The following is a 22,741-nucleotide window of genomic DNA, read 5'->3' on the forward strand; positions in this document are numbered from 1 at the left end:
CCGAGACCCGTGCGGCGGGAGACCCGGCGGCGGTGAGACCGAGCGGCGGTGAGACCGAGCGGCGGTGAGAGCGAGCGGCACGGGACGGTGGTGGACGGACCCGCCGACCGTCGGCCGCACGGCCGCGTCCGCCCGACGTCGCGCGCGCCGAAGCGGGGCGACCTGCCGGGGGTCGCCGTCTACGCGGTCCGGCCGCCGGATCAGGCGGAGTCGGCGTCCGCCTGCACCGGCGTCCCGGACGGAGCTCGCGAGCCCGCGTGGCGGGGTCAGCCGCCCGCGATCACCGGGCGGCGGCCCTGCCACGGCCGTGCCGTCTCGAAGGCCCGACAGGCCGCCAGGACGGCCGCGTCGGCATGTCGAGGCCCGACCACCTGCATGCCGACGGGCAGTCCGGCACGGGTGAAGCCACACGGCACGGTGGCGGCGGGCTGCTGAGTCATGTTGAAGGGGTAGGTGAACCGAGTCCAGCTGGTCCACCTCGGCTCGCTCGACCCGACGGGCGACTCCCGACCGGCCTCGAACGCGGGGATGGGCATCGTGGGGGTCACCAGCAGGTCGTAGCGCTCGTGGAACCGGCCCATCAACGCGCCGAGGGCGGCACGCGCGGCGTTGGCGGTGAGATAGTCCAGCGCCGAGTACCCCGCGCCCTGCTCGGCGATCTCCCGCAGCCCCGGATCGAGCTCCGCGCGCTGTCGATCCGTCAACGTCTCCAGGGATTTCGCCGCTCCGGCGAACCACAGCGTGTGGAACTCCTCCACCGGGTCGGCGAAGCCGGGGTCGACCCGCTCGACGGTGGCGCCCAGTTCGGTGAACACCTCGACCGCCGCCGCGACCCGCATCGCGACCTCCTCGTCCACCTCGACGTAGCCGAGATCCGGACTGAAGGCGATTCGCAGACCCCGCACGCCCGCGTCGAGGGTCTCGGTGAAGGGCGTCGCCGGAGCGGGCAGGGCCGACCAGTCTCGAGGGTCGGGGACCGCGACCGCGTCGAGCAGCAGCGCGGCGTCGGCGACCGTCCTGGTCATCGGGCCGACGTGGGCCAGGGTGCCGAACGGGCTGCTCGGGAAGTGTGAGATCAGGCCGTAGGTGGGCTTCAGGGCGAAGACTCCGCAGAAGCTGCCGGGGATGCGCACCGATCCGCCGCCGTCGGTGCCCAGCGTCAGCGGCGCCATGCCCAGCGCCACGGCCGCCGCGCCGCCGCCGCTGGAACCGCCCGCCGTCCTACTGGTGTCCCAGGGGTTGCGGGTGACGCCGGTCAGCGGACCGTCGGTGACGCCCTTCCACGCCAGCTCCGGCGTGGTGGTCTTGCCGACGAACACCGCGCCCTGTTCCCGCAGCCGGGCCACCGACGGTCCGTCGGCGTCCCAGGGCTGCGAGACGTCGGTCGAGCGTGACCCCCGCATGGTCGGCCAGCCCTTGGTGAGCAGCACGTCCTTGATGGAGACCGGGATGCCGTCGAGCGGACCCCGTACCGCTCCCCGGCGCAGCCGATCGGTGGCCGCGTCGGCCGCCGCCAGCGTCGTCTCCTGGTCGAGCAGGCAGAAGGCGTTGACCTCCCCGTCGAGCCGGTCGATCCTGGCGAGCACCGCCTCGGCCGCCTCGCGAGGCGTCGTCTCGCCCCGATCGTAGGCGGCCCGCAACTCCACTGCCGTCGACTCCGCCAGGTCGTCGCCCACCGTTGCCTCCTCGTCCTCGCACATCGTCGGTCCAGGCCCGCCCCGGCGGGCGGTGGTCAGGTGGTGCTGACGTAGCCCCTGGTCTTGTCGACCACGTTCTCCAACGCCTCGTCCGCGCGGTACCGACGAAGGTTGGCCAGGAAGAGCGCGAGCAGTTCGGCGCGCCAGCCCACGACGTCGCCGGACATGTGCGGCGAGATGATCACTCCCGGCAGGGTCCACAGCGGAGAATCCGGGTCGAGCGGCTCCGAGGCCACGACGTCGAGGGCCGCTCCGGCGAGTTCGCCCGACCGCAGCGCCTCGACCAGGGCCTCCTCGTCGACCAGCGCGCCCCGGCCGACGTTGATGAAGCGTGCCTCGGGCCGCATCGCGGCCAGGGCGGCGGCGTCGATCATGCCTCGGGTGGACGGGGTGAGCGGGGCAGCGCAGACGACGAAGTCGGCGTGGGGCAGCGCGGTGAGCAGGTCCTCGGCGGCGTGCACTCGCCCGAGGTCCGGATCGTCCGCGCGTTCCCGGCGGCCCACGCCCTCGACGTGCAGGCCCGCGGCCCGCAGCAGCCTGCCGGTGGCTCGCCCGATGGGACCGGTCCCGATGACCAGCGCCCGGCGCCCCGCGACGCGCTCGGTCTCGCGATGCTGCCATCGGCGTTCCCGATGCAGGTCGACGGTGGTGTGGAGGTCCTTGGCGTAGGTCAGGACGAGCCCGAGGACGTACTCGGCGATCGGCTGGTCGAAGACGCCGCGCGAGTTGGTGAGCGTGATGCCGGGGTCCTCCAGCAGTGCGGGGAAGAGGAGCCGGTCGACGCCCGCGCTCGCGGTGTGCACCCAGCGCAGGGAGTCGACCCCGTGCCAGGCACGCTCGACGGCTCCGGAGGAGAAGTCCCAGGCCAGCAGTACGTCGGCGCCGCGGAGCGCCTCCGCCAGCTCGTCGGCGACGGCGGGCCGGACCTCGGCGAGATCGTCGAGTTCGGTCGACGGCGGCAGGACGTCGACGCCGTCGTGCAGGACGGCGACGACCGGGCGGGCGAGTGGCGACATTCGGCAAGGCTCCGTCGTTCGGGGGCGGTCACGAAGAGACCATCGGTCTACCAGCTCGGGCATTGACACGCTAGGAAGCTCTCGTAGGATTGTCAACAATCCGCATGGTGCTCGCGGGTGCCGTCGATCCGGCGGCCGGAGAACACCGGCCGAGTTCGGCGACCACGACGCCGGCGAGAACCGACCGGAGCGGCACCGCGCCCCTCCCGACCGCCGAAAGGGTCCCTGCGATGACTCGTCATATCCAGATCGAGCTCACCAAGCGCGGCGTGTCCTGTGTGGCCGAACTGCTGGACAAGGACGCCCCGTTGACCTGCGAGGCCGTCTGGCAGGCCCTGCCCCAGGGCGGCGACGTCTATCACGCGAAGTACGCGCGCAACGAGGTCTACACGATGGTGCCGCGTTTCGCGGAGGTGCCGCCCGGCCTGGAGAACCCGACCGTCACTCCCATTCCCGGCGACGTCATGTACTTCGACTTCGCGGGTGGGATGCTGGACCGCCGGTTCAAGGAGGAGAAGGACATCCACGAGCTCCCCGGCGTGATCGACCTGGCGATCTTCTACGGGCGCAACAACCTGCTGCTCAACGGCGACGTGGGCTGGGTGCCCGGCAACGTCTACGCCACCATCGTCGAGGGCCTGGACGAGATGGCCGAGGCATGCCACGACGTGTGGCGGTCCGGGGCGGTCGGAGAGCGCCTCGTCTACCGCAGGCACGCGGAGTGAGTCGGGGCGCGGACTGAGAGGCCGCGGGACGCCGAGGGCGCCATGGTGCTCGAGACTCTCGGGACGGTCGACGGCCCGTACCCGGACGACGGGATCGGCATCGTCGCACCGTTCGACTTCGCGCTCGATCGTGAGCTGTGGCGCTGGGTGCCGGATCAGGTCACCCTGCACATGACCAGGGTTCCCTATGTCCCGGTGCCGGTCACCGTGGAGATGGCGACCATGATCAGTGACGAGCAGGCGGTGCACGGGGCGACCCGGGACCTGCTCACTCCGGAGCCCAAGGTGGTGGCCTACGCCTGCACCTCGGGCAGCTTCGTCAACGGCTCCCTGGGGGAGCACGCGCTGACCACGATCATGCTGGAGGCCGGGGCACCCGCCGCCGTCACGACCTCCGGCGCCCTCGTCGAGGCGCTGCGCGTGCTCGGCGTGGGCAAGGTGGCGATCGCCACCCCGTATATCGGGCCGATCAACGACCGGTTGATCGGCTTCCTCGGCGAGTACGACATCGAGGCCGTGTCCTGCCAGGGCCTCGGGCTGCTCAACCAGATCTGGAAGGTGTCCTACCAGGAGGTCATGGAGATCGTGCGCGCGGCGGACCGCCCCGATGCGGACGCGATGTTCGTGAGCTGCACGAACCTGCCCACCTACGACATCATCCCGCTGCTGGAGCGGGCATTGGGCAAACCGGTCCTCACCGCGAACCAGGTGACCATGTGGGGCGCGTTGCGCCTGCTCAATCGGGAGTCGCTCGCCGTGGACCAGCGTCTCTTCCAACAGGCGCGCCTCCCTGCGGCCTGATTCGGTAGGATTGTCGACAATCGGCCCGACGGGGTCGAGGACGGAGGCACGGGTGACCGTGACGGTGGGGTTTCTGTACCCGGGCTACAGCGCCGAGGACGACTACCCGACGCTGGAGGGCCTGATCGGCGACGGCGTGCGACTGCCGCTGGTCCACACCGAGATGCGCGAGGACGCCCATCGCGTCGACGCACTGCTCGACATCGGCGGCGACGACGTGTTGGCCGAGGGGGCCGCCGCCCTGCGTGATCACGCGGTCGACGCGGTGGTGTGGGCCTGTACCAGCGGCAGCTTCGTCTTCGGCTGGGACGGCGCGACGCGCCAGGTGGAGCGGCTCGCCGAGGCCGCGGGCGTGCCCGCGTCCAGCACCTCCTTCGCCTTCGTCCGGGCGCTGCGGGAACTCGGTCTGCGCCGAGTCGCGGTCGCGGCGACCTATCCGGCGGACGTCGCGGGCCGCTTCGCGGGCTTCCTGGCGCGCGACGGCGTGGAGGTCGTGTCGCTGGCCAGTCGGGGCATCGTGACCGCGGCGGAGGTGGGCACGCTCACCCGAGCCGACGTGCTCGACTTCGTCGCCGGACATGACCACCCCGCCGCCGAGGCCGTGCTCGTCCCGGACACCGCCCTGCACACCGCGATGCTGCTCGACGATCTCACGGAGCGACTGGGTAAACCGGTGCTGACCGCCAATCAGGTGAGCGTGTGGGAGGGTCTTCGCCTGGTGGGCCGGACGGCGTCCCGAGGCCTGGGCGTGTTGTCCGGCCGGAGAACGGAGTGACAGATGGTGACCGTCGACACCCATCCGACGAGTAGCGGCCTGGCGCCGCTGACCAGGAGATCGACCGCCGAGATCGTCGCGGAACAGCTGCGTACCGCGATCACGCGGGGCGAGCTGCCCCCAGGTGGTCAACTCGGGGAGATCGACCTGGCGAACCGGCTCGGGGTGAGTCGGGGACCGCTGCGCGAGGCGATGCAGCGACTGGTGCAGGAGGGCCTGTTGCGCAGCGAGCCGCATCGAGGACTGTTCGTCATCGACCTCGACGACGATGACGTGCGGGACATCTATCGGGCCCGGTCGGCCATCGAGAGCGCCGCGTGCAGACGAATCATGGAAGGGGATCGGGCCGTCGCGGTCTCTCGGCTGCGGGACGCGCACGCCCTGATGGCCTCGGCCGCCGCCTCGGCGGACGCCGACGCGCTCGCCGACGCCGACCATTACTTCCACCAGACACTCGTGTCGGCGTCGGGCAGTCCCCGACTGGAGCGGATGGCCGAGACGCTGCTGGTAGAGACCCGCATGTGCCTGCTGGCCCTACAGGGTACGACCCGCCATTCCGGGGACACCATCGACGAGCATCGCGGCCTGGTCGACGCCATCGAGGCGGGCGACGAGGAACTGCTGCTGAGCAGCCTGGAGGCGCACATGAGCGAGGCCGTGGACCGGCTGACGCGGCACCGCTGACCTCACGCGGACGGCCCGGCGCCGCTGATCCCGTGTCGCCCGAGCCCGACGGGCTCGTGGTGTTCGGCCCGGTGTCGACCACCGCATGGCCGGACACCGGCGCGTCGGGCGTCGAGGCCCGCCGACCGGCTCCGGAGGGAGCCCGCCCGGGGCCACGGCCGAGGGCGTCCGTCCGTGCCGGGCGTCGTCGACGCCGTGACCGTCGTCGTCTCGCGTCGGCGGGAGGCGCGGAAGATGCGCGGGGATACCGTGCGAGTGCGTGAAGAACTTCTGCCGGGTGGTCTCGTCACCGACGTCGTCCGCGTCGGCGACACGGTACGCAGGCCCGGGCCCGATGCCGAGTTCGCCCACGAGCTGTCGCGCGATCCGGAAGGACGGGGCTGGACGGGCGCCCCGCGATTCCTCGGGTTCGACGAGCGGGGTCGCGAGACGCTGACCGTCATCGAGGGCCACGTCCCCTGGGCCACGCCGCACGAGGACGCGGTCGTGACGGACGGGAGTCTCGCCTCGCTCGCTCGGCTCGTTCGGACGTTCCACGACCTCACCGCGGGCACTCCGGCCGCCGGGGGCGCCGAGGTCGTCTGCCATCACGATCTCGCGCCCCGGAACACGGTGTATCGCGATCTCGGCGCGGGACTCCGCCCGGCGGCCCTGCTCGACTGGGACCTGGCCGCGCCGGGGGCTCGGATGGACGACCTCGCGCACGTGTGCTGGCAGTACCTCGGTCTGGGACCTTCCGTCATGGATCTGGCCGAGACGACACGCCGGATGCGTCTGCTCTGCGACGCCTACGGCCCGATCGACCGGAGCGCGCTCGTGAGAACGGTCCTGCGGCGGCAGGACTCCTGCGTCTCGGGGATCGTCTCGGCCGCCGAGGCCGGAGATCCTGCGATGCGGCGACTGCGCGACCTCGGCGTCGTCGAGTCCGTCGCGGCCGCCCGCGACTGGGTGCGAGACCATCGGTCGACGCTGGAGGCCGGTCTCGTTCCGCCCGCGACAGACGCGGTCCGGGGTGCCCAGAGCGACGCCGACGGGACGGACGAGGCCGCCGGGCGGTTCCGCCGACGAAACCGCCCGGCGTCGGGCCGCGGACGAGCCGCGTCAGGTCGCGATGGCGACCAGCTTGGTCTCCAGGAACTCGTCGATGCCGGTGCTGCCGCCCTCACGTCCGAGGCCAGAGGCCTTCACTCCGCCGAAGGGCGCCGCCGGGTTGGAGACGATGCCCTGGTTGAGGCCGACCATGCCGGTCTCCAGGCCTTCCGACATCCGCAGGCCGCGCCCCAGGTCTGTGGTGAACACGTAGCTGACCAGCCCGTACTCGGTGTCGTTGGCCAGATCCAGTGCCTCCTGCTCCGTCTGGAAGACGCTGATCGGGGCGACCGGGCCGAAGATCTCCTCGGTGGCCATCCGCGCGTCCGTCGGGACGCCGGTGAGCACGGTGGGGGAGTAGAAGTATCCGCCGTCGTAGCCCTCGCCGGAGGGAGCCTCGCCGCCGATGACGACCGTCGCGCCCCGACCGACCGCGTCCGAGACCAGCTCGGTGACCTTCTTCCTGGCCTTGGCGTCGATCAGCGGTCCCACCTGGACGCCCTCCTTGACACCGTGGCCGACGCGCAGCGACCCCATGCGCTCGGCGAGTCGCCTGCCGAACTCCTCGGCGATCCCGGCCTGGGCGTAGATGCGATTGGCCGCCGTGCAGGCCTCGCCCATGTTGCGCATCTTGGCCAGCATCGCGCCGTCCACGGCCTTGTCCAGGTCGGCGTCGTCGAAGACGATGAACGGGGCGTTGCCACCGAGCTCCATCGACACACGCAGGACCTGTTCGGCGGACTGCTCGATGAGACTGCGGCCGACGGCGGTCGAGCCGGTGAAGGAGAGCTTGCGTGCTCGGCCGTCACGGATCAGCGGCTCCATCAGTTCGCCTGCCCCCATGGCGGGCACCACGTTGAGGACGCCGTCGGGAAGTCCCGCCTCGCGCAGGATCTCCGCGAGCGCCAGCATCGACAGCGGCGTCTGGTGCGCCGGCTTGATCACGCTGGTGCAGCCCGCCGCGATCGCGGGTCCGATCTTGCGGGTGCCCATCGCCATCGGGAAGTTCCACGGCGTGACGAACAGACAGGGGCCGACCGGCTGGCGCATCACCAGGAAGCGGCCCGTGCCGTTCGGCGCGACCTGGTATCCGCCGTCGATCCGCACGGCCTCTTCGGAGAACCAGCGGAAGAACTCGGCGGCGTAGGTGATCTCCGCGCGGGAGTCCGCCAGCGGTTTGCCCATCTCCGAGGTCATCAGCAGGGCGAGGTCGTCGATGCGCGCGGTCAGCAGTTCGAAGGCGCGGCGCAGGATCTCGCCGCGTTCCCTGGGGGGATGCGCGGCCCACGCGGGCTGCGCCGCCACGGCGGCGTCCAGCGCGGCGACGCCGTCGGCGGGGGAGGCGTCGGCGACCGAGCACAGCACCTCGCCGGTGGCCGGATCGTCGACGTCGAAGGTCCGGCCACCCGAGGCGGGCACCCAGCCGCCTCCGATGAACAGTTCCTTCGGAGTGTTCTTCAGGACCGTCTCGACGCTGGTCATGCCGGAAACCCTCCCGGGGTAGGTGTGGACACGCGACCACGGTCGATGGTTGCATGAGGGCGATAGATTGTCGACAATCCTACAGTCGAGGAGTGATCATGGCTCAGTTGTCGCCACTGCTCAAGCAGGCAACTCCGGTGCAGGTCGCCCGAGGAGAGGGCGTCTATCTCTATGACCACGACGGTAGGCGCTATCTCGACTTCACCGCCGGAATCGGCGTCACGAGCACGGGACACTGCCATCCGAAGGTCGTCGCGGCCGCGCAGCAGCAGGTCGCCACGCTGATCCACGGCCAGTACACCACCGTCATGCACCAGCCGCTGCTCACGTTGACCGAACGGCTGAGCGAGGTGCTCCCCGCCGGGTTGGACTCGCTGTTCTACGTCAACTCCGGAAGCGAGGCGGTGGAGGCGGCCCTGCGTCTCTCCCGCCAGTCGACCGGCAGGCAGAACGTGGTGGTGTTCCAGGGCTCCTTCCACGGTCGAACCTTCGGTGCCGCGTCGCTGACGACCTCGGGAACCAAGATCCGCGCAGGCATCGGACCGCTCGTTCCCGGCGTCACCGTGGCACCGTTCCCCTACGCCTACCGCTACGGATGGTCCGAAAAGGAGGCCGTCGACTTCGCACTGCGGGAACTCGACTATCTCCTCGTCACCGCCGCCCCCGCCGCCGACATCGCCGCGTTCTTCGTCGAGCCCGTCCTCGGCGAGGGCGGCTACGTCCCCGCCCCGCCCGGGTTCCTCGCCGGGCTGCGGGAACGCGCCGACCGGCACGGGATCCTGCTCGTGTTCGACGAGGTGCAGACCGGCTTCGGGCGGACCGGCGAGTTCTGGGGACATCAGCACTTCGACGTCGAGCCCGACATCCTGATCACCGCCAAGGGGCTGGCCAGCGGCTTCCCGCTGTCCGCGATCGCCGCGAGCACCGAGCTGATGAGCCGAGGCCTGCCGGGCTCGCAGGGCGGAACCTACGGCGGCAACGCCGTGGCCTGCGCTGCGGCCGTGGCGACCCTGGACGTCATCCTGGAGGAGGGACTCGTCGAGAACGCGGCTCGGACCGGCGAGCGGCTGCTGGCCGGTTCCCGCCGGATCGCGGCCGATTACGCGGCCGTCGGCGATGTGCGCGGGCTGGGGCTGATGGTGGCCTCCGAGTTCGTGAACCCGGACGGCTCGCCCGCTCCAGAGATCGCGAACCGAGTGCATCGGACGGCGGCGGACCTCGGTCTGCTGCTGCTGACCTGTGGTCCGCACGGCAACGTGGTGCGGATGATCCCGCCGCTGGTCGTCGACGAGGCACAGATCGATCAAGGCCTCGAACTCTGGGCGAAGGCGGTGTCCTCCGGACTGGGCTGAGCACCGCGGTCGGCCGGCGGGCTCGGCGTGCCGCGTCACGAAATGATCCAAAACCCTGTCGTGATCAAGAACGGCCGGTATCTTCGCACTGGAGCGCGCGGCCCGGGTCGTCTCGACGAGGCGGACGCGGGCGGGCGGAGGGCCACGCTGATCGTGGCCCCCGGCGTCGCCGAACGCGAGGGCGGCCGTGACGCCTTCTCCATGACGGGGAACAATCGCCGGGCGCCGTCGACGGTTCGGGGAATCGCGTGAAACCCGTCCCGGCGCGCTCGAATCCACAGGAACGTGGGCGGATGCGGATCGTGAGGGTGTGACGCGGTGAGGGGTCCTGACACGCCGACCGGGCTGTGCTCCCGAGCCGGGGCGTCGTCGCTTTCTCGGCGAGACCACCCGGTCCCCGCCTCGGCTCGGCGACGGGAGCGGCGACCATGAGCGCTCCCCGACCGCCCGGCCGGTCCGGCGGCCCGCGGGTCCGGCCGGGGTCCCCGCAGCGGCCCGGGCAGTCGGGGACCGGGAGAGCCCAGACGCCGGGGCAGCCGGAGCCCGCCGCGGCGCCCCGGGAACGCGGCGCGGTACGGCGCTATCTCGACGATCTGCGTACCCTGCGCTCCACCACGCCGGGTCGCCTCGCGCTGCTCGGCCTCGGCCTGGTGCTGCTGAGCGTGCTCACCGGTGTGGTCGGCTTCTTCTCCGTCCAGGCCAAGGAGAACGGCCTCGACGACCTGGTGCAGCGCAGCGAACCGCTGAGCATCGCCGCCCAGGACCTCTACGGCGCGCTGTCCGACGCGGACGCCACGGTGGCGGGCGCCTTCCTGGTCGGCGGCGGCGAACCCCTCGACGTCCGACAGCGCTATGAGGAGGACATCGCCGCCGCGGCCGACGCGCTGACCACCGCCGCCCACGGCGCGGGCGGGGCGGGCTGGCTCTCCGAGCCGGTCGCCCGGCTCTCCAACCAGCTGCCCGTCTACACCGGACTCGTCGAGGCGGCGCGGGCCAATCATCGGCAGGGCTTCCCCGTCGGCGCCGCCTATCTGCGAGAGGCCTCCGGCCTCATGCAGTCGACCATGCTGCCCGCCGCCGAGGATCTCTACGACGCGGAGATGGCGGGCGTCATCCAGGATCAGGACCGCGCCGACGCGCTGCCGATCGTGGAGGTCGTGCTGGGAGTGCTGCTGCTCGCCGCCCTGGTGTTCGTGCAGATACACCTCTTCCGGCGCACCAACCGGGTCTTCAACATCGGCCTGGTCGTCGCCACGCTGGCGGTCGTCGCGAGTTTGGCCTGGACCGGGATCGCGCAGCTCACCATGCTGACCGCGCTCGACGAGAGCCGCACCGCGGGCTCCGAACAGGTCGACGTCCTGGCCCAGGCCCGTATCGCGGCCCTGCAGGCCAGGAGCGGCGAGACGCTCACCCTCGTGGCCCAGGGGGCCGCAGGCGAGGTCTACGTGACCGACCATGCCGACGCCGCCGAGACGCTGGGCGGTGCGGACGGCGCGGGCGGGCTGCTCGGTCAGGCTCGGGACCTGGCGGTCGATCCGGAGGTCCGTGCCGCGGTCGACGCCGCGATCGAGCAGAACCAGCAGTGGATGTCGTTACATGAAGAGCTGCGGGCCTTGGACGAGGCAGGCAGCTACGAAGCGGCCGTGGACACGGCCATGGGACCCGCGAGCGAGGCGTTCACCCAGGTCGACGAGAACCTGCTGACCGCGCTCGAGGCGGTCAGGACGACGATGAGCCTGCGCTCGGCGGACGCGCACGGCGCGCTCGGCGGCCTCGCCGTCGGCCTGCTGGGCTGCGCAGTGGTGGCGGCGGTCGGCGCGGCCGCCGGTGTCTGGCAGCGCGTGAGGGAGTACCGATGAGGTCTGGAAGTCGTCTCGCCGCCCTGCTGACGGCCGTGCTCGTCCTGGCAGGCTGTGCGGGAGGCCCCGGGGTGCCCGCCGACGTCGACGTCGACGTCGAACGTCCGACGCCGGTCGGAGCGGAGGTCACCAGCGGCCTGGAGCCGCCGCCCGCCGACAACCCCTCGTGCGACCCGACGGCCAGCCTGCGTCCCTCGGGCGGGCTTCCCACCCCGGGACAGATGCCCGCGGGCTCCACGATGGAGGAGATCGTCGACCGCGGCTTCCTCATCGCGGGCGTCGACCAGACGACGTACCTGATGGGTTATCGCGATCCGACGGCCGAGGGGCTCTCCGGCTTCGACATCGACCTCGTCAACGAGCTGGCCGAGGCGCTGTTCGGCGAGCCGGGCAAGGTGCGCTACGTGACGGTGACCTCCGAGCAGCGCGAACAGGTGCTGGCGGACGGCACGGTCGACGTCGTCGTCCGCACCATGACCGTCACCTGCGACCGCTGGGAGAACGTCAGCTTCTCGACCGTCTACTTCGAGGCGGGACAACGGCTCCTCGTCCACCGCGACTCCGAGTACGAGGACGTCGCCGACCTCGCGGGTGAGCGGGTCTGCTCCGCACGCGGCTCCACCTCGTTGCGCAGGATCGACGCCCACGACGCCGGACTGGTCGCGGTGGCCGTCGCGGACTGGGCGGACTGCCTGGTGATGCTGCAACAGGGGCAGGTCGAGGGCTTCTCCACCGACGACACGATCCTGGCGGGCATGGCGCGACAGGACCCGCAGCTCCACGTCGTCGGCGACCGGTTCTCCAGCGAGCCCTATGGGATGGCCTTCAACAAGGACGACGAGGACTTCGTCCGCTTCGCCAACGCGCTGTTGGCCCGGATGCGCCAGGACGGCACGTGGGAGCGGATGTACAACACCTGGCTGACCGACCTGGGTCCCGCGCCCGCGCCGCCCGCCGCGAACTACCAGGACTGACGAGGGTGCCGGAGGTGCTGCGATGAGCGTTCCCGGCCCGTCCGGCGCGGCGCCCTCGCTCGACGCGCTCGACGCGCTGCTCGGCACGCATCGGGACCGCGTGCAACGCACGGCGCGGGCGCTGCTGGAACTGGAGGACCACGCAGGTCGTCGCGTCCTCGACGACGTCGAGCTGGCTCCGGGCTCACGGTCCGAATGGGCACGGGCCCGGGAGCGGCTCACCCTGCTGTGGACGCATTTCGACCTGTTGCGCCGGACCGTGGAGTCCGCCGACGCGGTGCGAGCACGCCGAGCACGCCCGAGTCCCGCGGAGCTCGCCGAACTCGCGGCGCTGCTCACCGGGCCCTCGGTGGAGCTCTCCCGGGTGGAGCTTCCGTTGGAGCGGCGCGGCCTGCTCGGCCCCCGTGAGCGCGTCGTGCGGGTCAGCGTCGGCGATCTGCTCGCCGACATGAACGCCGCGTTCATCGACGTCGGCACGGCGGTCGCTCGGGCGGCGGCGGTCTGGACGCGGGTCGCCGCCCGTCTGGACCCGGTGCAGACCGAACTCGACGAGCTGCGGATTCGGGCAGGCGCCGTCGGCGGAGCCGAGCCGGGTTCCGAGCTCGATCGGGAGCTGCGCGAGCTCGCCGCGGCGCTGACCGGGTTACGAATGCGGGCGGTGTCCGACCCGCTGGGCTCCGCTCGGACCGACGGCGACCGGGCAGGCCACGACCGGGCAGGGCCCGCGGCCGGTGCCGTCGGTTCGACGGGCGCGCGGGCTCCCTCGGCGGCCGAGGAGCCCGCCGACATGGCACTTCCACTCGACCTCGACGCCCACTTGGCGCCGTTGCTCGCGGCCTTGCACAGGATCGGCGACCGAGTGGAGACGATCGCGCGGATGCGGGACTCCGCGCCACAGGTGCTGGCCGAGCTGCACGCGGCCATCGAGGACGTCACGCTGGCCGAGGCCGAGGCCGATCGGGTCCGCGCCGAGGTGCTGGCCAAGGTCGCCGATCCCGCGCTGCCGCCGCGAGCCGCCGCGGCTCCGGAACTGCGTGCCACCCTCACCCGGTTGGAACGGCTGTGGCGGACCGGCCGTTCCGCCGCGGCGGCGGAGTCGGCCGCCTGGCTGCGGGTTCGCAGCGCCGAGGCCGCGGCCGAGGCGGCCGACGCCCTGCATCGGGCGGGTGAGCTGCTGCTTCGGCGGCGTGAACTGCGCGGCAGGCTCGACGCCTTCCAGGCGAAGGCGGGCAGACTCGGCCTGCTGGAGGACCCCGAACTGCTCGACCTGCACCGACAAGCTCATGAACTGCTGTGGCGCGCGCCGTGCGACCTGGCCGCCGCCACCAGGGCCGTCACCCGCTATCAACGCGGGCTGGCGGGGAAAGAGGGGCGACGATGAGCGCATGTGCCCGAACCGGTTGCGCCGGCCGGGTGGTCGACGGCCGCTGTCAGGAGTGCGGCGGGCCGCCGAGCATCGGCGACCAGCCGAGGACGGATTCGGTGGTCAACCGGCTCGTCGACCCCGCCGCCGACGAGCCGCCGTCGCCCTCGCGCGTGGCGGCCCGGCTCGGCGGCGTCGACGGGGAGGGCCGCCGCCGGGTGTCCGGCGCGGACGAGTCGACTCCCGCCGCCTCGCCCCCGAACCCCGTCCCGCCTGTGAACCCCGCCGCGCACGGCACCACGATGATTCAGCGGCCGGCCCAGCCGTTGCCGGGTGGTCCGCCGTCCGCGCCACCGCCGGGCAGCACCTCCGTCTCGGTCGGATCGCGACCGCCCCACGGCAGGCCCGGGGGCGCGCCGCCGATCCCGCCGCTGACCGTCCGGACGCCCGTGCCGGTCCCGCCGGGCAGGCCGGGGCCGCCGCCGGGGACGGTGTCCACCGCCTTCCCGGTCGGTCCGCCGCCTCACCCGCCGCATGCCACCGCTCGGTCGACCTCGCAGCCCAGGCAGGGCCCGCCCGGGCCCGCCGCGCAGCCCGCGACATCCGGCCTCGGCCCGGACCGCACCGTGGTGACCAGTCCGCCCGGTCGCGCCGCGTTCGCCGCGGGGAGCGGGGCGTCCTCGAACGATCCGACGTCGAGCACCTCGGTGCGCGGCGACCGGCCCACGGGTACGAACTCGACGTCCAGTCGCACCGGGTCGGCCCGGTCGAGAAGGGGATCGACCCGGTCGAGCAGGCGCGGCAGGCTGGGCGGCGGACTCGTCGAGGTGCCGCAGGTGACCGCCCGCGACCCCGCCTCGGTCGTGCTGAGCGATCCCCAGGTGGCCGAGAACAAGAGGTACTGCGCGAGCTGCCAGAAGCCGGTCGGACGCAGCCGGGGCGGCAGGCCCGGCCGGGTCGACGGCTACTGCCCGAACTGCGGGGCGCGCTACTCGTTCAGCCCCAAGCTGGGGCCGGGCGACGTCCTGGCAGGCCAGTACGAGGTGCTCGGCTGCATCGCCCACGGCGGGTTCGGCTGGATCTACCTCGCGCGCGACCGCAACGTCCACGACCGCTGGGTCGTCCTCAAGGGACTGCTCAACGACGGTGACGCGGACGCGGTCGAGGCGACGCTGAACGAGCAGCGGGCGCTGGCCGAGGTCGAGCATCCCAACGTGGTGCGGATCTTCAACGTCGTGCAGCCCGCCGATGCGAGCGCGGCGGAGACCGTCGGCTACATCGTGATGGAGTACGTCGGCGGGCAGTCGCTGCGGGACATCCTCACCGAACGCCGCAAGACCGAGGGACCGACGGCCGCGCTGCCGTTGGATCAGGCCATCGCCTACGTCCTGGAGATCCTGCCCGCCATGGGCTACCTCCACGAACGTGGCCTCCTGTACTGCGACCTCAAGCCGGACAACGTCATCCAGACCACCGAACAGATCAAGTTGATCGACATGGGCGCCGTCCTGCACGTCGACGACGACTACGGCGCGGTGTACGGCACGATCGGCTATCAGGCGCCGGAGATCGCGACCATCGGCCCGTCGATCTCCTCCGACCTCTACACCGTCGGCCGGCTGCTCGCGGTCCTCAGCTTCCACTTCCCCGGTTACAACAAGGAATTCAAGGAACAGCTGCCCGACCCGGCCGACGTGCCGGTTCTGGCCGAGCACGAGTCGCTCCTGCGCTTCCTGCGCCGGGCGTGTCACACCGATCCCAACCGCCGGTTCGACTCGGCCGACGAGATGGCCGAGCAGCTCACCGGTGTGCTGCGTGAGGTCGTCGCGGTCCGCGACCGCAAGCCCGTGCCCGGTGTGTCGCCGATGTTCACACCGGAACGGCGCAGCTTCGGCGTCGACGATCTCCAGAAGATCGTCTCGGGCACGGCCGTGCTGGAGACACGCCGGGTGGCGATGGCCCTGCCGGTCCCGATGGTCGATCCGACCGATCCGGCCGCAGGTTTTCTGCTCAGCGCCGAGGATGCCGGCCCGGAGCAGCTGAGGGCCGCCGCGCAGACGAACGAGGTGCGGCTGCGTCTGGCGAGGGCGCACATCGACCGGGGCGAGCTGCGGCTCGCATGGCAGGTGCTCCAAGAGCTGGCCCGGCAGGACCCGGACGACTGGCGCATCGCCTGGTATCTGGCGCTGGGAGCGTTGGCCGCCGGTGACCTCAACGACGCCAGGAACCGCTTCGAGGCCCTGTACGACCGTTTCCCCGGAGAACAGGCGACCCGGCTCGCCGTGGCGGTCACCGACGAGTTCCGAGGCGACGTGGCCGCCGCCGCCCGTCGCTATGACGTCGTCTGGCGTACCGACCACGATTTCGTCAGCGCGGCGTTCGGCCTGGCACGGGCCCGACTGCGTACCGGGGATGTTCGGGGCGCCGTGCTCGTCCTGGAATCGGTGCCGGACACCTCGAGACACCATGTCGCGGCCAGGATCGCCGCGATCCTGGCGCGGGTGCAGGGCCGGAGCCCGAGTGAACTGGGCCATCAGGACCTGCTCGACGCCGCGAGCAGACTGGAGCCGCTCGGCTTGGACGCCGAACGACGGGCGCGATTGACGGTGGAGGTGCTGCGCGCCGCCCACGAGTGGGTGCGCGGTGTCGGCGCCGGGGTGGGCGGGCGTCCGAAGGCGCCCGGCCGCGTGTTCGGCTATGAGCTGGACGAGCACATCCTGCGACTCGGTCTTGAGCGCGGCTACCGCAGCCTCGCCAGGGCCGTCGACGACCGGGCCGAACGCATCGCCCTGGTGGACCGGGCGAACAGTCTTCGCCCCCGAACTCTGGTGTAGCTGATGTCGCAATCACAGACCTCGGTCGCCGGTCAGAAGCCGAGCGGCCCGGCGTGCCCGAAGTGCGAGTACGTCACCATCGTCGGCGACCTCTTCTGCGAGGACTGCGGCGAGAACCTGGGCCCGGTCCTGGCCGAGGCGGCGTCCGCCGAAGAGCTCGCCCCCGTACCGGCCGGGGCGCCGGTCTGCGGCTCGTGCGGGCACGGTCGGTTCACCGACGACGGGTACTGCGCCCGTTGCGGCCGGCCCAAGCCCGCCGAGAACGATCGGGTCGAGGTCGACCTCGACGTCGTCGCGGGCGTCAGCGACCGGGGACTGCGCCACCATCACAACGAGGACGCCTTCGGCCTGCGGAGGCAGCAGGCCCCCGACGGGTCGGAGGCGATCGTGGTGGTCGTCTGCGACGGGGTGTCCTCCTCGTCACGGGCCGAGGACGCCTCCCGCGTCGCCGCGTACACGGCGGCGGAGCTGCTCTCGGAGGCCGTCCGGGCGGGCTCGGAGCCCGCCGAGGCGACGCGTCGGGCCGTCCGCGCCGCGACCGAGTCGGTGGCCCGACTGCACACCGACGCGGCCGACCGGGATCCGCCGTCCTGCACGTTCGTCTCGGCGGTCGTCACCTCGACGGAGGTCACCGTGGGCTGGGTGGGGGACAGCCGGGCGTACTGGCTGGCGCTGCCCCATCCGGAGTCCACGGTGGTGAACCCCGGCGTCGTCGGGGGAGCGGACATCGCGATCAGCTCCGAGGCGCACCGAAACCGAGTGACCGAGGTCGTCGCCTCGGGCGGCTCCGCCTGTCTGACACTGGACCACTCCTGGGCCCGACAGATGGTCTCGACCGGTGAGATGACCGAAGCACAGGTTCGGGGCGACCGCCGCGCGGCCGCGCTGTGCCGCTGGTTGGGCGCGGACTCCGACGGCAGGCCCGCGGAGGTCGTCAGCTTCCGACCGGACGGGCCGGGCATCGTGCTGGTCTGCACCGACGGCCTGTGGCACTACCTCGGCGATCCGACGCAGACGGCGGTCCGGGTCGCCGGACTCGGGGCTCCCTTCGCCGCGGCTCGCGAACTGACCAGCCTCGCCCTGCGCGGCGGTGGTCACGACAACATCACGGTCGCCCTGGTGCCGTTCCCTCTGGGGCGGGACGCGACGACCGTCTGAGTCGGGGTGCGTGTCGGCGCCGTCGACGGTCTCGGGCGCCGTCGACGGTCTCAGGCGCGCCGGCACCGGCGCCGGAGGGGCGCGGCGAGAGGAGTCGTCGGGATGGGCAACGGGCCGAGCTTTCGGATCACGATCGATCAGAACAGATTCCTGCCTGTCGGCGGGCGCGACGTCGACGCGATCGTCACGGTGACCGCCGGGGCGGCCTCGAACGCCGACGACGGCGGGACGGCCGAGGGGCGCGCGGGCGGTGAGGACACCACCGTGGTCGTCATCCTCGACTGCTCCTCTTCGATGAACTGGCCGAGAACCAGGATCGCCGCCGCCCGCCAGGCCGCGGTGAGCGCCGTCGACGCGCTGCGCGAGGGAGTGCGCTTCGCGGTCGTCGCGGGCGACTCGGCTGCCAGGATGGTGTATCCGGCGCATCGAGGACTCGCGCGGGCCGATCCGAGGAGCCGGACGGCGGCCGCCAAGGCGATTCGTGCAGTGCGTGCCGTGGGCGGCACCGCGATGAGTCGGTGGCTGCTGTTGGCCGAGGAGCTGTTCCGCGGCGCCCCCGCGGGCGTGCGGCACGCCGTCCTGCTGACCGACGGCGTGAACCAGGGGGAGGACGCCGCCGCGCTGGACATGTGCCTGGCCGCCTGCCGAGACCGGTTCGTCTGCGACTGCCGAGGCATCGGCACGGACTGGGCGGTCGCGGAGCTGCGCCGGATCGCCGAGGCCCTGTCGGGGACGGTGGACATCATCGCGGAGCCGGGGCGACTGGCGGCGGAGTTCCGCGCGATGATCGACGCGGCGATGGGCAAGGAGACCGCGGACGTCGCCCTCCGAGTGTGGACGCCGCGGACCGCTCGACTCCGCTTCCTCAAACAGGTCGATCCGACGGTGGTCGATCTGAGCGGACGGCGGGTGCCGTCGGGCGCGATGACCGGCGACTACCCGATCGGATCATGGGGTGCCGAGACACGGGCCTACCACGTCGGAGTCGAGATCGAGCCCGTCGAACAGGCCGACCGGCGGTTGGCCGCGCGGATCAGCGTCGTCGCCCCGCGATTCGACCACGTGGGCCCGCTCGCGACCGGGCTCGTCCTCGCCGAGGGCACCTCGGACCTCGCGCAGGCGACGTTCGTCGACCGGGTGGTGGGGCATTACACCGGCCAGTCAGAACTGGTCGAGGCGATTCGGACGGGCTTGGCGGCCAGAACGGGCGGCGACCCGGACACGGCCACCAGCAGCCTGAGCCGCGCCGTCGAGCTGGCGGAGGCTGCGGGCAATCAGGACACCGCGCGACTGCTGGCCGCCGTGGTCGAGCGAGACGAGCACACCGGCACCGTTCGACTGCGTTCCCGGGTCAGCGCCGAGGCGGAGATGACCCTGGACGTCCGTTCCGGGCGGACGGCCGGGCTGCGACGACCGACGGACCGGGGAGGACGGTGATGCGGACCTGCCCGGCGGGACACACCACCCCCGCGGTGGACTACTGCGAGGTCTGCGGTCGGGAGCTGACCGCGGCGCGGCCCGTCTCCCCGGTGCCGTGGTGGCGAGGCGGTGACGTGGTGCCCGCCGCGCCTGTCCTGCCCTGGTCGCAGCCCGGCTCGCCGGATCCGATCGTGCCCGTCGTCGAGCCGGGCCGCTGTCCGGAGTGCGGCACGCCCCGCGGCGGTCGATTCTGCGAGGAGTGCGGCCGCGACTCCTTCGCACGCGCGGCCGACGACGTCGACTCCCGTGCCGAGCCGCGCTGGCACGCGCTGATCACCGTCGACCCGGACTGGTTCGAGGCGGTGACGGCGCGCGAGGGTCTCGACGTGCGGAGTCTGGTGCCGCCGCTCGACCGTCCGCCGCGTCGCGTGGCCCTCACCTCGTCCGAGGTGCTCCTGGGCAGAGGCGGCGGGACGGCGATGATTCCGCCGGACGTCGATCTCGGCGACGACCCGGGAGTCTCGCAACGGCATGCGCGGCTGACCCGAACGGCGGCCGACCGCTGGGAACTGGTCGATCTCGGCTCCACGAACGGGACCGTGCTCGGCGACGGCGAACCGGTCCGTGCCCATACGCCGAGGACGCTCGCCGACGGTGCTCGTCTGTTCCTCGGCGCCTGGACGGCTGTCGAGCTGCGCACCGAGCGCACTCGGTGACCGCTCACCGAGGACGCCTGCCGACACACCGCCGACGCCGGGGTTGATCTACGGCGGCGTCGGCCGCAGGCCTATCGTGTACGGGCAGGCTCGCCGCCTGCCGCGGGTGGCCCTGGGACGCGGCCGTGGTGCTCGCTCGACGACGACGGCACCGTGAGGAAAGGGGCGACACCAGTGGACTCCGTCGGTGGTTTCGCGGCGGCACTCCTGTCCTGGCTGCACCGCCTGGTGGGGGCGAACTTCTGCCCGGGCGAATGGGCGTGGACGGTGACGGGCGCCGGATTCCTGGTCGGTCTGATCATCTCCTTCGGGAGTCTGATCATCGCGATCCTCCGCAAGGGCATCGGCAACCGCTACAACACCGGAACCGGGCTGCTGATCGGTCTGATCGGCGTGTGCACGGCCTTCGTCATCCCGCTGCTGATGTTCCGGGGCGTCTCGGACGTGATCAGCGCCGCCGCGGCGGGGAGCGGCCCGTTGGCGCCGGAGGCACGGTTCGACATGGCCGAGGGCGTCTGCGTGGGTCGGTTCACCACGCAGGGCGAGTACCTGCTGTCCTCGGGTACCGTCGGCGACGCGATCGGAGCCGACTCGGCGTTGCGCTGGTTGCACATCGCCGCGCTGGTGGCCCTGCCGATCGTGCTGATCGCCCTGGTGTCCTGGCAGGGCAGGCTCGTGGCCAGGCGGGGCCCCATCTGGCCGGGAGTGACGCTGTGGGCGCCGTTCGCGCTCTTGGCGCTCTTCACCGTCGGGCTCACCGCCCAGGTCGTCGTCCATCTCTGGGTGGGCCTGCTGCCCGCCGTCTTCCTCGGTGCGCTGGTGCTCCTCGCGGTCGGCCCGCCGCCGCACGCGGTCATCGAGTGGTCGGAGCGGTCGGACTCCGACGAGGGCGATCGTCGACATCAGGATCAGCGCAGGCGTGATGCCGAGCACGCGGAGGAGCTGCGCGAGGCGCGTCGGCTCGCGCAGGAGGACGAGCAGTATCAGGCGATGGCCCGCAGACAGCCGCCGTCGCAGCAGGCTGCCGAAGCGCATCGACCGCCGCCCACGACACGGACGGGCAGGCCTCCCGAGGAGCCCAAGCCCATCCTGCCGCCGCACTCCACGGAGGTCACGCCGCAGGCCGCCGAGCAGCCGCCCAGGCTCGCCGACACGCCGGGACCGCTGCCGTTCTTCCTCGGCGGTGCGGCCCCGGCGGGCGAGTCGGCCCGCGGCGAGTCCGACTCGGCCTCCGGTGTCGACGTGCCGACGTTGTTGGGCGGCCACGTGCCGGTGAGCGGCAGCGGCGCGGGGCGCGGCCGGTTCCGACGCATCCGCCGACTCGGCAAGGGCGGCTTCGGCGAGGTGTGGCTGGCGGAGGACACCAGCCTCAACCGACAGGTCGCGGTGAAGATCGCCCACGCGCCCGACGCCGAGACCGAGGAACGGATGCTGCGCGAGGCGCGTGCCCTGGCCGCGGTCCGGCATCCCCACTGCGTGCGGATCTACGACATCCTCGAGGATCTCGGCGACGGCACGGACGGGCTGGCGATCGTGATGGAGTACATCGCGGGCGATCAGCTGTCCGAGGTGGTGCGTGCGTCGGGTCTCCTGGACGACGTGGCCGCCGCCAGGCTGTGGGGGACGATGGCGGAGGCTCTGAACGCCGCCCATGAGAAGGGCCTGCTGCATCGGGACGTCAAGCCGGGCAACATCCTGATCGACGAGGCGGGCGCCCCGCAGCTCATCGACTTCGGCATCGCCAGGAGCGACGGCGACAGCACGTTGACCGCCACCGGGATGATGGTGGGCACCCCGGACTTCCTGGCCCCCGAGGTCGCCAGGGGAGAGCCCGCGACGCCCGCCTCCGACGGCTGGCAGCTCGCCGCGACGGTGGCCTACGCGCTGACCGGCAGTCCGCCGAGGGGGTACCGGGACAGCCCGATGTCGGCGTTGATGGCGGCGGCGCAGGCCGCGGACGTCGTGCATCTGCCGGAACGGAGCAGGCACCGACCGCGACTGATCGCGGCACTCGGGCCGGATCCGGCGAGCCGTCCGACGTTGACGGCGATCACCGCCGAGATGACCTCGTTCCTGAACGGTTCCGGGGCAGGCGACGGCTCCGTGACCGAGCGGCTGCGACCGACCGACGCCACGCCCGATTCGGGCGGCGGGCCCGCCGAGGAGGCCACCCGCCCCGCCGCGCCCGTCGTCCCGCCGGGTCCCGCCGAGCGCGGTCCGGGCGCCGCGCCGAACGGCCCGGCGGGCAGGCCGCCGCTGCCGCCCCGCAGGCCGGGCGGCGCCGGCGGCCCGGGAGGCCCGGGAGGACATCCCGGCCCCGGCAGAACCGATCGAGGACCCGCGGGGCCGCAGTCCGGACCCGTCGCGCACGGTGGCCCGGCACCCGCGCCGGGCGTGGGCGGCATCGGCAGGCCCACTGGTCCGCCGCCGACACCGGGGTCGAGTTCCGTTCCGCCGGGAAGAGTCGGGCGACCCGGATTCGGCGGCCCTGCCGGGGCGGCGGGACAGGTCGGTCCGGCGCAGGCAGGCGCGACGGGCAGGCAGACGGGCCGCGTCGGTCCGCAGCGTGACATGCCGGACCGGGCCGATGCCTCGGGTGAGGAGCCGACCGACGTCGTTCGTCCGCCCGGCGGCGGTCCCGATCCACAGGCGGGCCCGGCACCCATGCCGCCCACCCGAGTCCAGGGCGCGCCGCCGCCGGGACAGGCCGGGGGGCCGCCGCCCGCGAGCCCCGGCGGAACCCGACGGTTCACCTCGCCGTTCGACCAGGAGGACTGACTCGGACGGCCCACGCACA

18 protein-coding genes are annotated in these 22,741 nt (G+C 72.5%); 14 read left to right on the forward strand and 4 right to left on the reverse strand.

Annotated features, from left to right (window positions below):
- Window positions 1-266 precede the first annotated feature (266 nt).
- A complete protein-coding gene (locus tag AHOG_RS10955) occupies window positions 267-1,700 on the reverse strand; it encodes an amidase (RefSeq protein ID WP_093941272.1) in 1,434 nt (477 codons plus the stop codon).
- A 32-nt stretch (window positions 1,701-1,732) separates the two neighbouring features.
- Window positions 1,733-2,713: a D-2-hydroxyacid dehydrogenase gene (locus AHOG_RS10960; RefSeq protein ID WP_093941273.1), complete on the reverse strand. Its 981-nt coding sequence runs from the start codon at window positions 2,711-2,713 to the stop codon at window positions 1,733-1,735.
- A gap of 230 nt (window positions 2,714-2,943) precedes the next feature.
- Between AHOG_RS10960 and AHOG_RS10965 the strand changes: the two genes are divergently transcribed.
- Genes AHOG_RS10965 through AHOG_RS10980 form a run of 4 tightly spaced genes read left to right on the forward strand, consistent with a single transcriptional unit; the run spans window position 2,944 to window position 5,698 of the window.
- Complete coding sequence (locus AHOG_RS10965) at window positions 2,944-3,438, forward strand: DUF3830 family protein (protein ID WP_093944354.1); 495 nt, start codon at window positions 2,944-2,946, stop codon at window positions 3,436-3,438.
- A gap of 42 nt (window positions 3,439-3,480) precedes the next feature.
- Complete coding sequence (locus AHOG_RS10970; RefSeq protein ID WP_093941274.1) at window positions 3,481-4,239, forward strand: maleate cis-trans isomerase family protein; 759 nt, start codon at window positions 3,481-3,483, stop codon at window positions 4,237-4,239.
- 52 nt (window positions 4,240-4,291) lie between these two features.
- Entirely contained in the window at window positions 4,292-5,014 is a 723-nt protein-coding gene (locus AHOG_RS10975; protein WP_093941275.1) for a maleate cis-trans isomerase family protein, read from the forward strand.
- 3 nt (window positions 5,015-5,017) lie between these two features.
- On the forward strand, window positions 5,018-5,698 hold the full coding sequence (locus AHOG_RS10980; protein ID WP_093941276.1) for a GntR family transcriptional regulator: 681 nt from the start codon (window positions 5,018-5,020) through the stop codon (window positions 5,696-5,698).
- Between the two features lie 1,101 nt (window positions 5,699-6,799).
- Here AHOG_RS10980 and AHOG_RS10990 read toward each other — a convergent pair.
- Window positions 6,800-8,269, reverse strand: coding sequence for an NAD-dependent succinate-semialdehyde dehydrogenase (locus tag AHOG_RS10990; RefSeq protein WP_093941277.1), 1,470 nt, complete (start codon window positions 8,267-8,269; stop codon window positions 6,800-6,802).
- A gap of 98 nt (window positions 8,270-8,367) precedes the next feature.
- On the opposite strand from AHOG_RS10990, the gene AHOG_RS10995 reads away from it, so the two are divergent.
- The 5 genes from AHOG_RS10995 (at window position 8,368) to AHOG_RS11015 (ending at window position 13,835) form a co-directional block, all read left to right on the forward strand.
- Complete coding sequence (locus tag AHOG_RS10995) at window positions 8,368-9,621, forward strand: aspartate aminotransferase family protein (RefSeq protein ID WP_093944355.1); 1,254 nt, start codon at window positions 8,368-8,370, stop codon at window positions 9,619-9,621.
- A 42-nt stretch (window positions 9,622-9,663) separates the two neighbouring features.
- On the forward strand, window positions 9,664-9,873 hold the full coding sequence (locus AHOG_RS11000) for a hypothetical protein (RefSeq protein ID WP_157736762.1): 210 nt from the start codon (window positions 9,664-9,666) through the stop codon (window positions 9,871-9,873).
- A 176-nt stretch (window positions 9,874-10,049) separates the two neighbouring features.
- Window positions 10,050-11,480 carry a hypothetical protein gene (locus AHOG_RS11005; protein WP_093941279.1) on the forward strand — a complete coding sequence of 477 codons (1,431 nt, stop codon included), beginning with the start codon at window positions 10,050-10,052 and terminating at the stop codon, window positions 11,478-11,480.
- Window positions 11,477-12,454, forward strand: a complete 978-nt coding sequence (locus tag AHOG_RS11010; protein ID WP_093941280.1) for a glutamate ABC transporter substrate-binding protein — start codon at window positions 11,477-11,479, stop codon at window positions 12,452-12,454. Before AHOG_RS11005 ends, AHOG_RS11010 begins: the two co-directional genes overlap by 4 nt.
- A 22-nt stretch (window positions 12,455-12,476) precedes the next feature.
- The gene (locus AHOG_RS11015) at window positions 12,477-13,835 is read left to right on the forward strand and encodes a hypothetical protein (protein WP_093941281.1); all 1,359 of its coding nucleotides are present in this window, start codon (window positions 12,477-12,479) and stop codon (window positions 13,833-13,835) included.
- A 289-nt stretch (window positions 13,836-14,124) separates the two neighbouring features.
- Here the strand turns inward: AHOG_RS11015 and AHOG_RS29865 are convergent, their stop codons facing one another.
- A complete protein-coding gene (locus AHOG_RS29865; protein ID WP_245857127.1) occupies window positions 14,125-14,316 on the reverse strand; it encodes a hypothetical protein in 192 nt (63 codons plus the stop codon).
- On the opposite strand from AHOG_RS29865, the gene AHOG_RS11020 reads away from it, so the two are divergent.
- The 5 genes from AHOG_RS11020 (at window position 14,267) to AHOG_RS11040 (ending at window position 22,722) form a co-directional block, all read left to right on the forward strand.
- Window positions 14,267-16,651 (forward strand): serine/threonine-protein kinase, encoded by a 2,385-nt coding sequence (locus AHOG_RS11020; RefSeq protein WP_376700031.1) that lies wholly within the window; start codon window positions 14,267-14,269, stop codon window positions 16,649-16,651. The two genes, AHOG_RS29865 and AHOG_RS11020, sit on opposite strands and share 50 nt — an antisense overlap.
- Window positions 16,652-16,654: 3 nt before the next feature.
- Window positions 16,655-17,809 carry a PP2C family protein-serine/threonine phosphatase gene (locus tag AHOG_RS11025; RefSeq protein ID WP_093941283.1) on the forward strand — a complete coding sequence of 385 codons (1,155 nt, stop codon included), beginning with the start codon at window positions 16,655-16,657 and terminating at the stop codon, window positions 17,807-17,809.
- Window positions 17,810-17,911: 102 nt separating this feature from the next.
- Window positions 17,912-19,246, forward strand: a complete 1,335-nt coding sequence (locus AHOG_RS11030; RefSeq protein WP_093941284.1) for a VWA domain-containing protein — start codon at window positions 17,912-17,914, stop codon at window positions 19,244-19,246.
- Window positions 19,246-19,944: an FHA domain-containing protein gene (locus AHOG_RS11035; protein WP_093941285.1), complete on the forward strand. Its 699-nt coding sequence runs from the start codon at window positions 19,246-19,248 to the stop codon at window positions 19,942-19,944. The genes AHOG_RS11030 and AHOG_RS11035 overlap by 1 nt, the downstream gene beginning before the upstream one ends.
- A gap of 174 nt (window positions 19,945-20,118) precedes the next feature.
- Complete coding sequence (locus tag AHOG_RS11040) at window positions 20,119-22,722, forward strand: serine/threonine-protein kinase (protein WP_245856692.1); 2,604 nt, start codon at window positions 20,119-20,121, stop codon at window positions 22,720-22,722.
- The last annotated feature ends 19 nt before the right edge of the window (window positions 22,723-22,741 follow it).

It is taken from the genome of Actinoalloteichus hoggarensis, from assembly GCF_002234535.1.
Taxonomy (GTDB): Bacteria; Actinomycetota; Actinomycetes; order Mycobacteriales; family Pseudonocardiaceae; genus Actinoalloteichus_A; species Actinoalloteichus_A hoggarensis.

Coding starts and splice junctions, on each gene's coding strand:
- AHOG_RS10955 (WP_093941272.1), bottom strand. CDS start 1,700: ATGTGCGAGGACGAGGAGGCAACGGTGGGCGACGACCTGGCGGAGTCG.
- AHOG_RS10960 (WP_093941273.1), bottom strand. CDS start 2,713: ATGTCGCCACTCGCCCGCCCGGTCGTCGCCGTCCTGCACGACGGCGTC.
- AHOG_RS10965 (WP_093944354.1), top strand. CDS start 2,944: ATGACTCGTCATATCCAGATCGAGCTCACCAAGCGCGGCGTGTCCTGT.
- AHOG_RS10970 (WP_093941274.1), top strand. CDS start 3,481: ATGGTGCTCGAGACTCTCGGGACGGTCGACGGCCCGTACCCGGACGAC.
- AHOG_RS10980 (WP_093941276.1), top strand. CDS start 5,018: ATGGTGACCGTCGACACCCATCCGACGAGTAGCGGCCTGGCGCCGCTG.
- AHOG_RS10990 (WP_093941277.1), bottom strand. CDS start 8,269: ATGACCAGCGTCGAGACGGTCCTGAAGAACACTCCGAAGGAACTGTTC.
- AHOG_RS10995 (WP_093944355.1), top strand. CDS start 8,368: ATGGCTCAGTTGTCGCCACTGCTCAAGCAGGCAACTCCGGTGCAGGTC.
- AHOG_RS11000 (WP_157736762.1), top strand. CDS start 9,664: ATGATCCAAAACCCTGTCGTGATCAAGAACGGCCGGTATCTTCGCACT.
- AHOG_RS11005 (WP_093941279.1), top strand. CDS start 10,050: ATGAGCGCTCCCCGACCGCCCGGCCGGTCCGGCGGCCCGCGGGTCCGG.
- AHOG_RS11010 (WP_093941280.1), top strand. CDS start 11,477: ATGAGGTCTGGAAGTCGTCTCGCCGCCCTGCTGACGGCCGTGCTCGTC.
- AHOG_RS11015 (WP_093941281.1), top strand. CDS start 12,477: ATGAGCGTTCCCGGCCCGTCCGGCGCGGCGCCCTCGCTCGACGCGCTC.
- AHOG_RS11025 (WP_093941283.1), top strand. CDS start 16,655: ATGTCGCAATCACAGACCTCGGTCGCCGGTCAGAAGCCGAGCGGCCCG.
- AHOG_RS11030 (WP_093941284.1), top strand. CDS start 17,912: ATGGGCAACGGGCCGAGCTTTCGGATCACGATCGATCAGAACAGATTC.
- AHOG_RS11035 (WP_093941285.1), top strand. CDS start 19,246: ATGCGGACCTGCCCGGCGGGACACACCACCCCCGCGGTGGACTACTGC.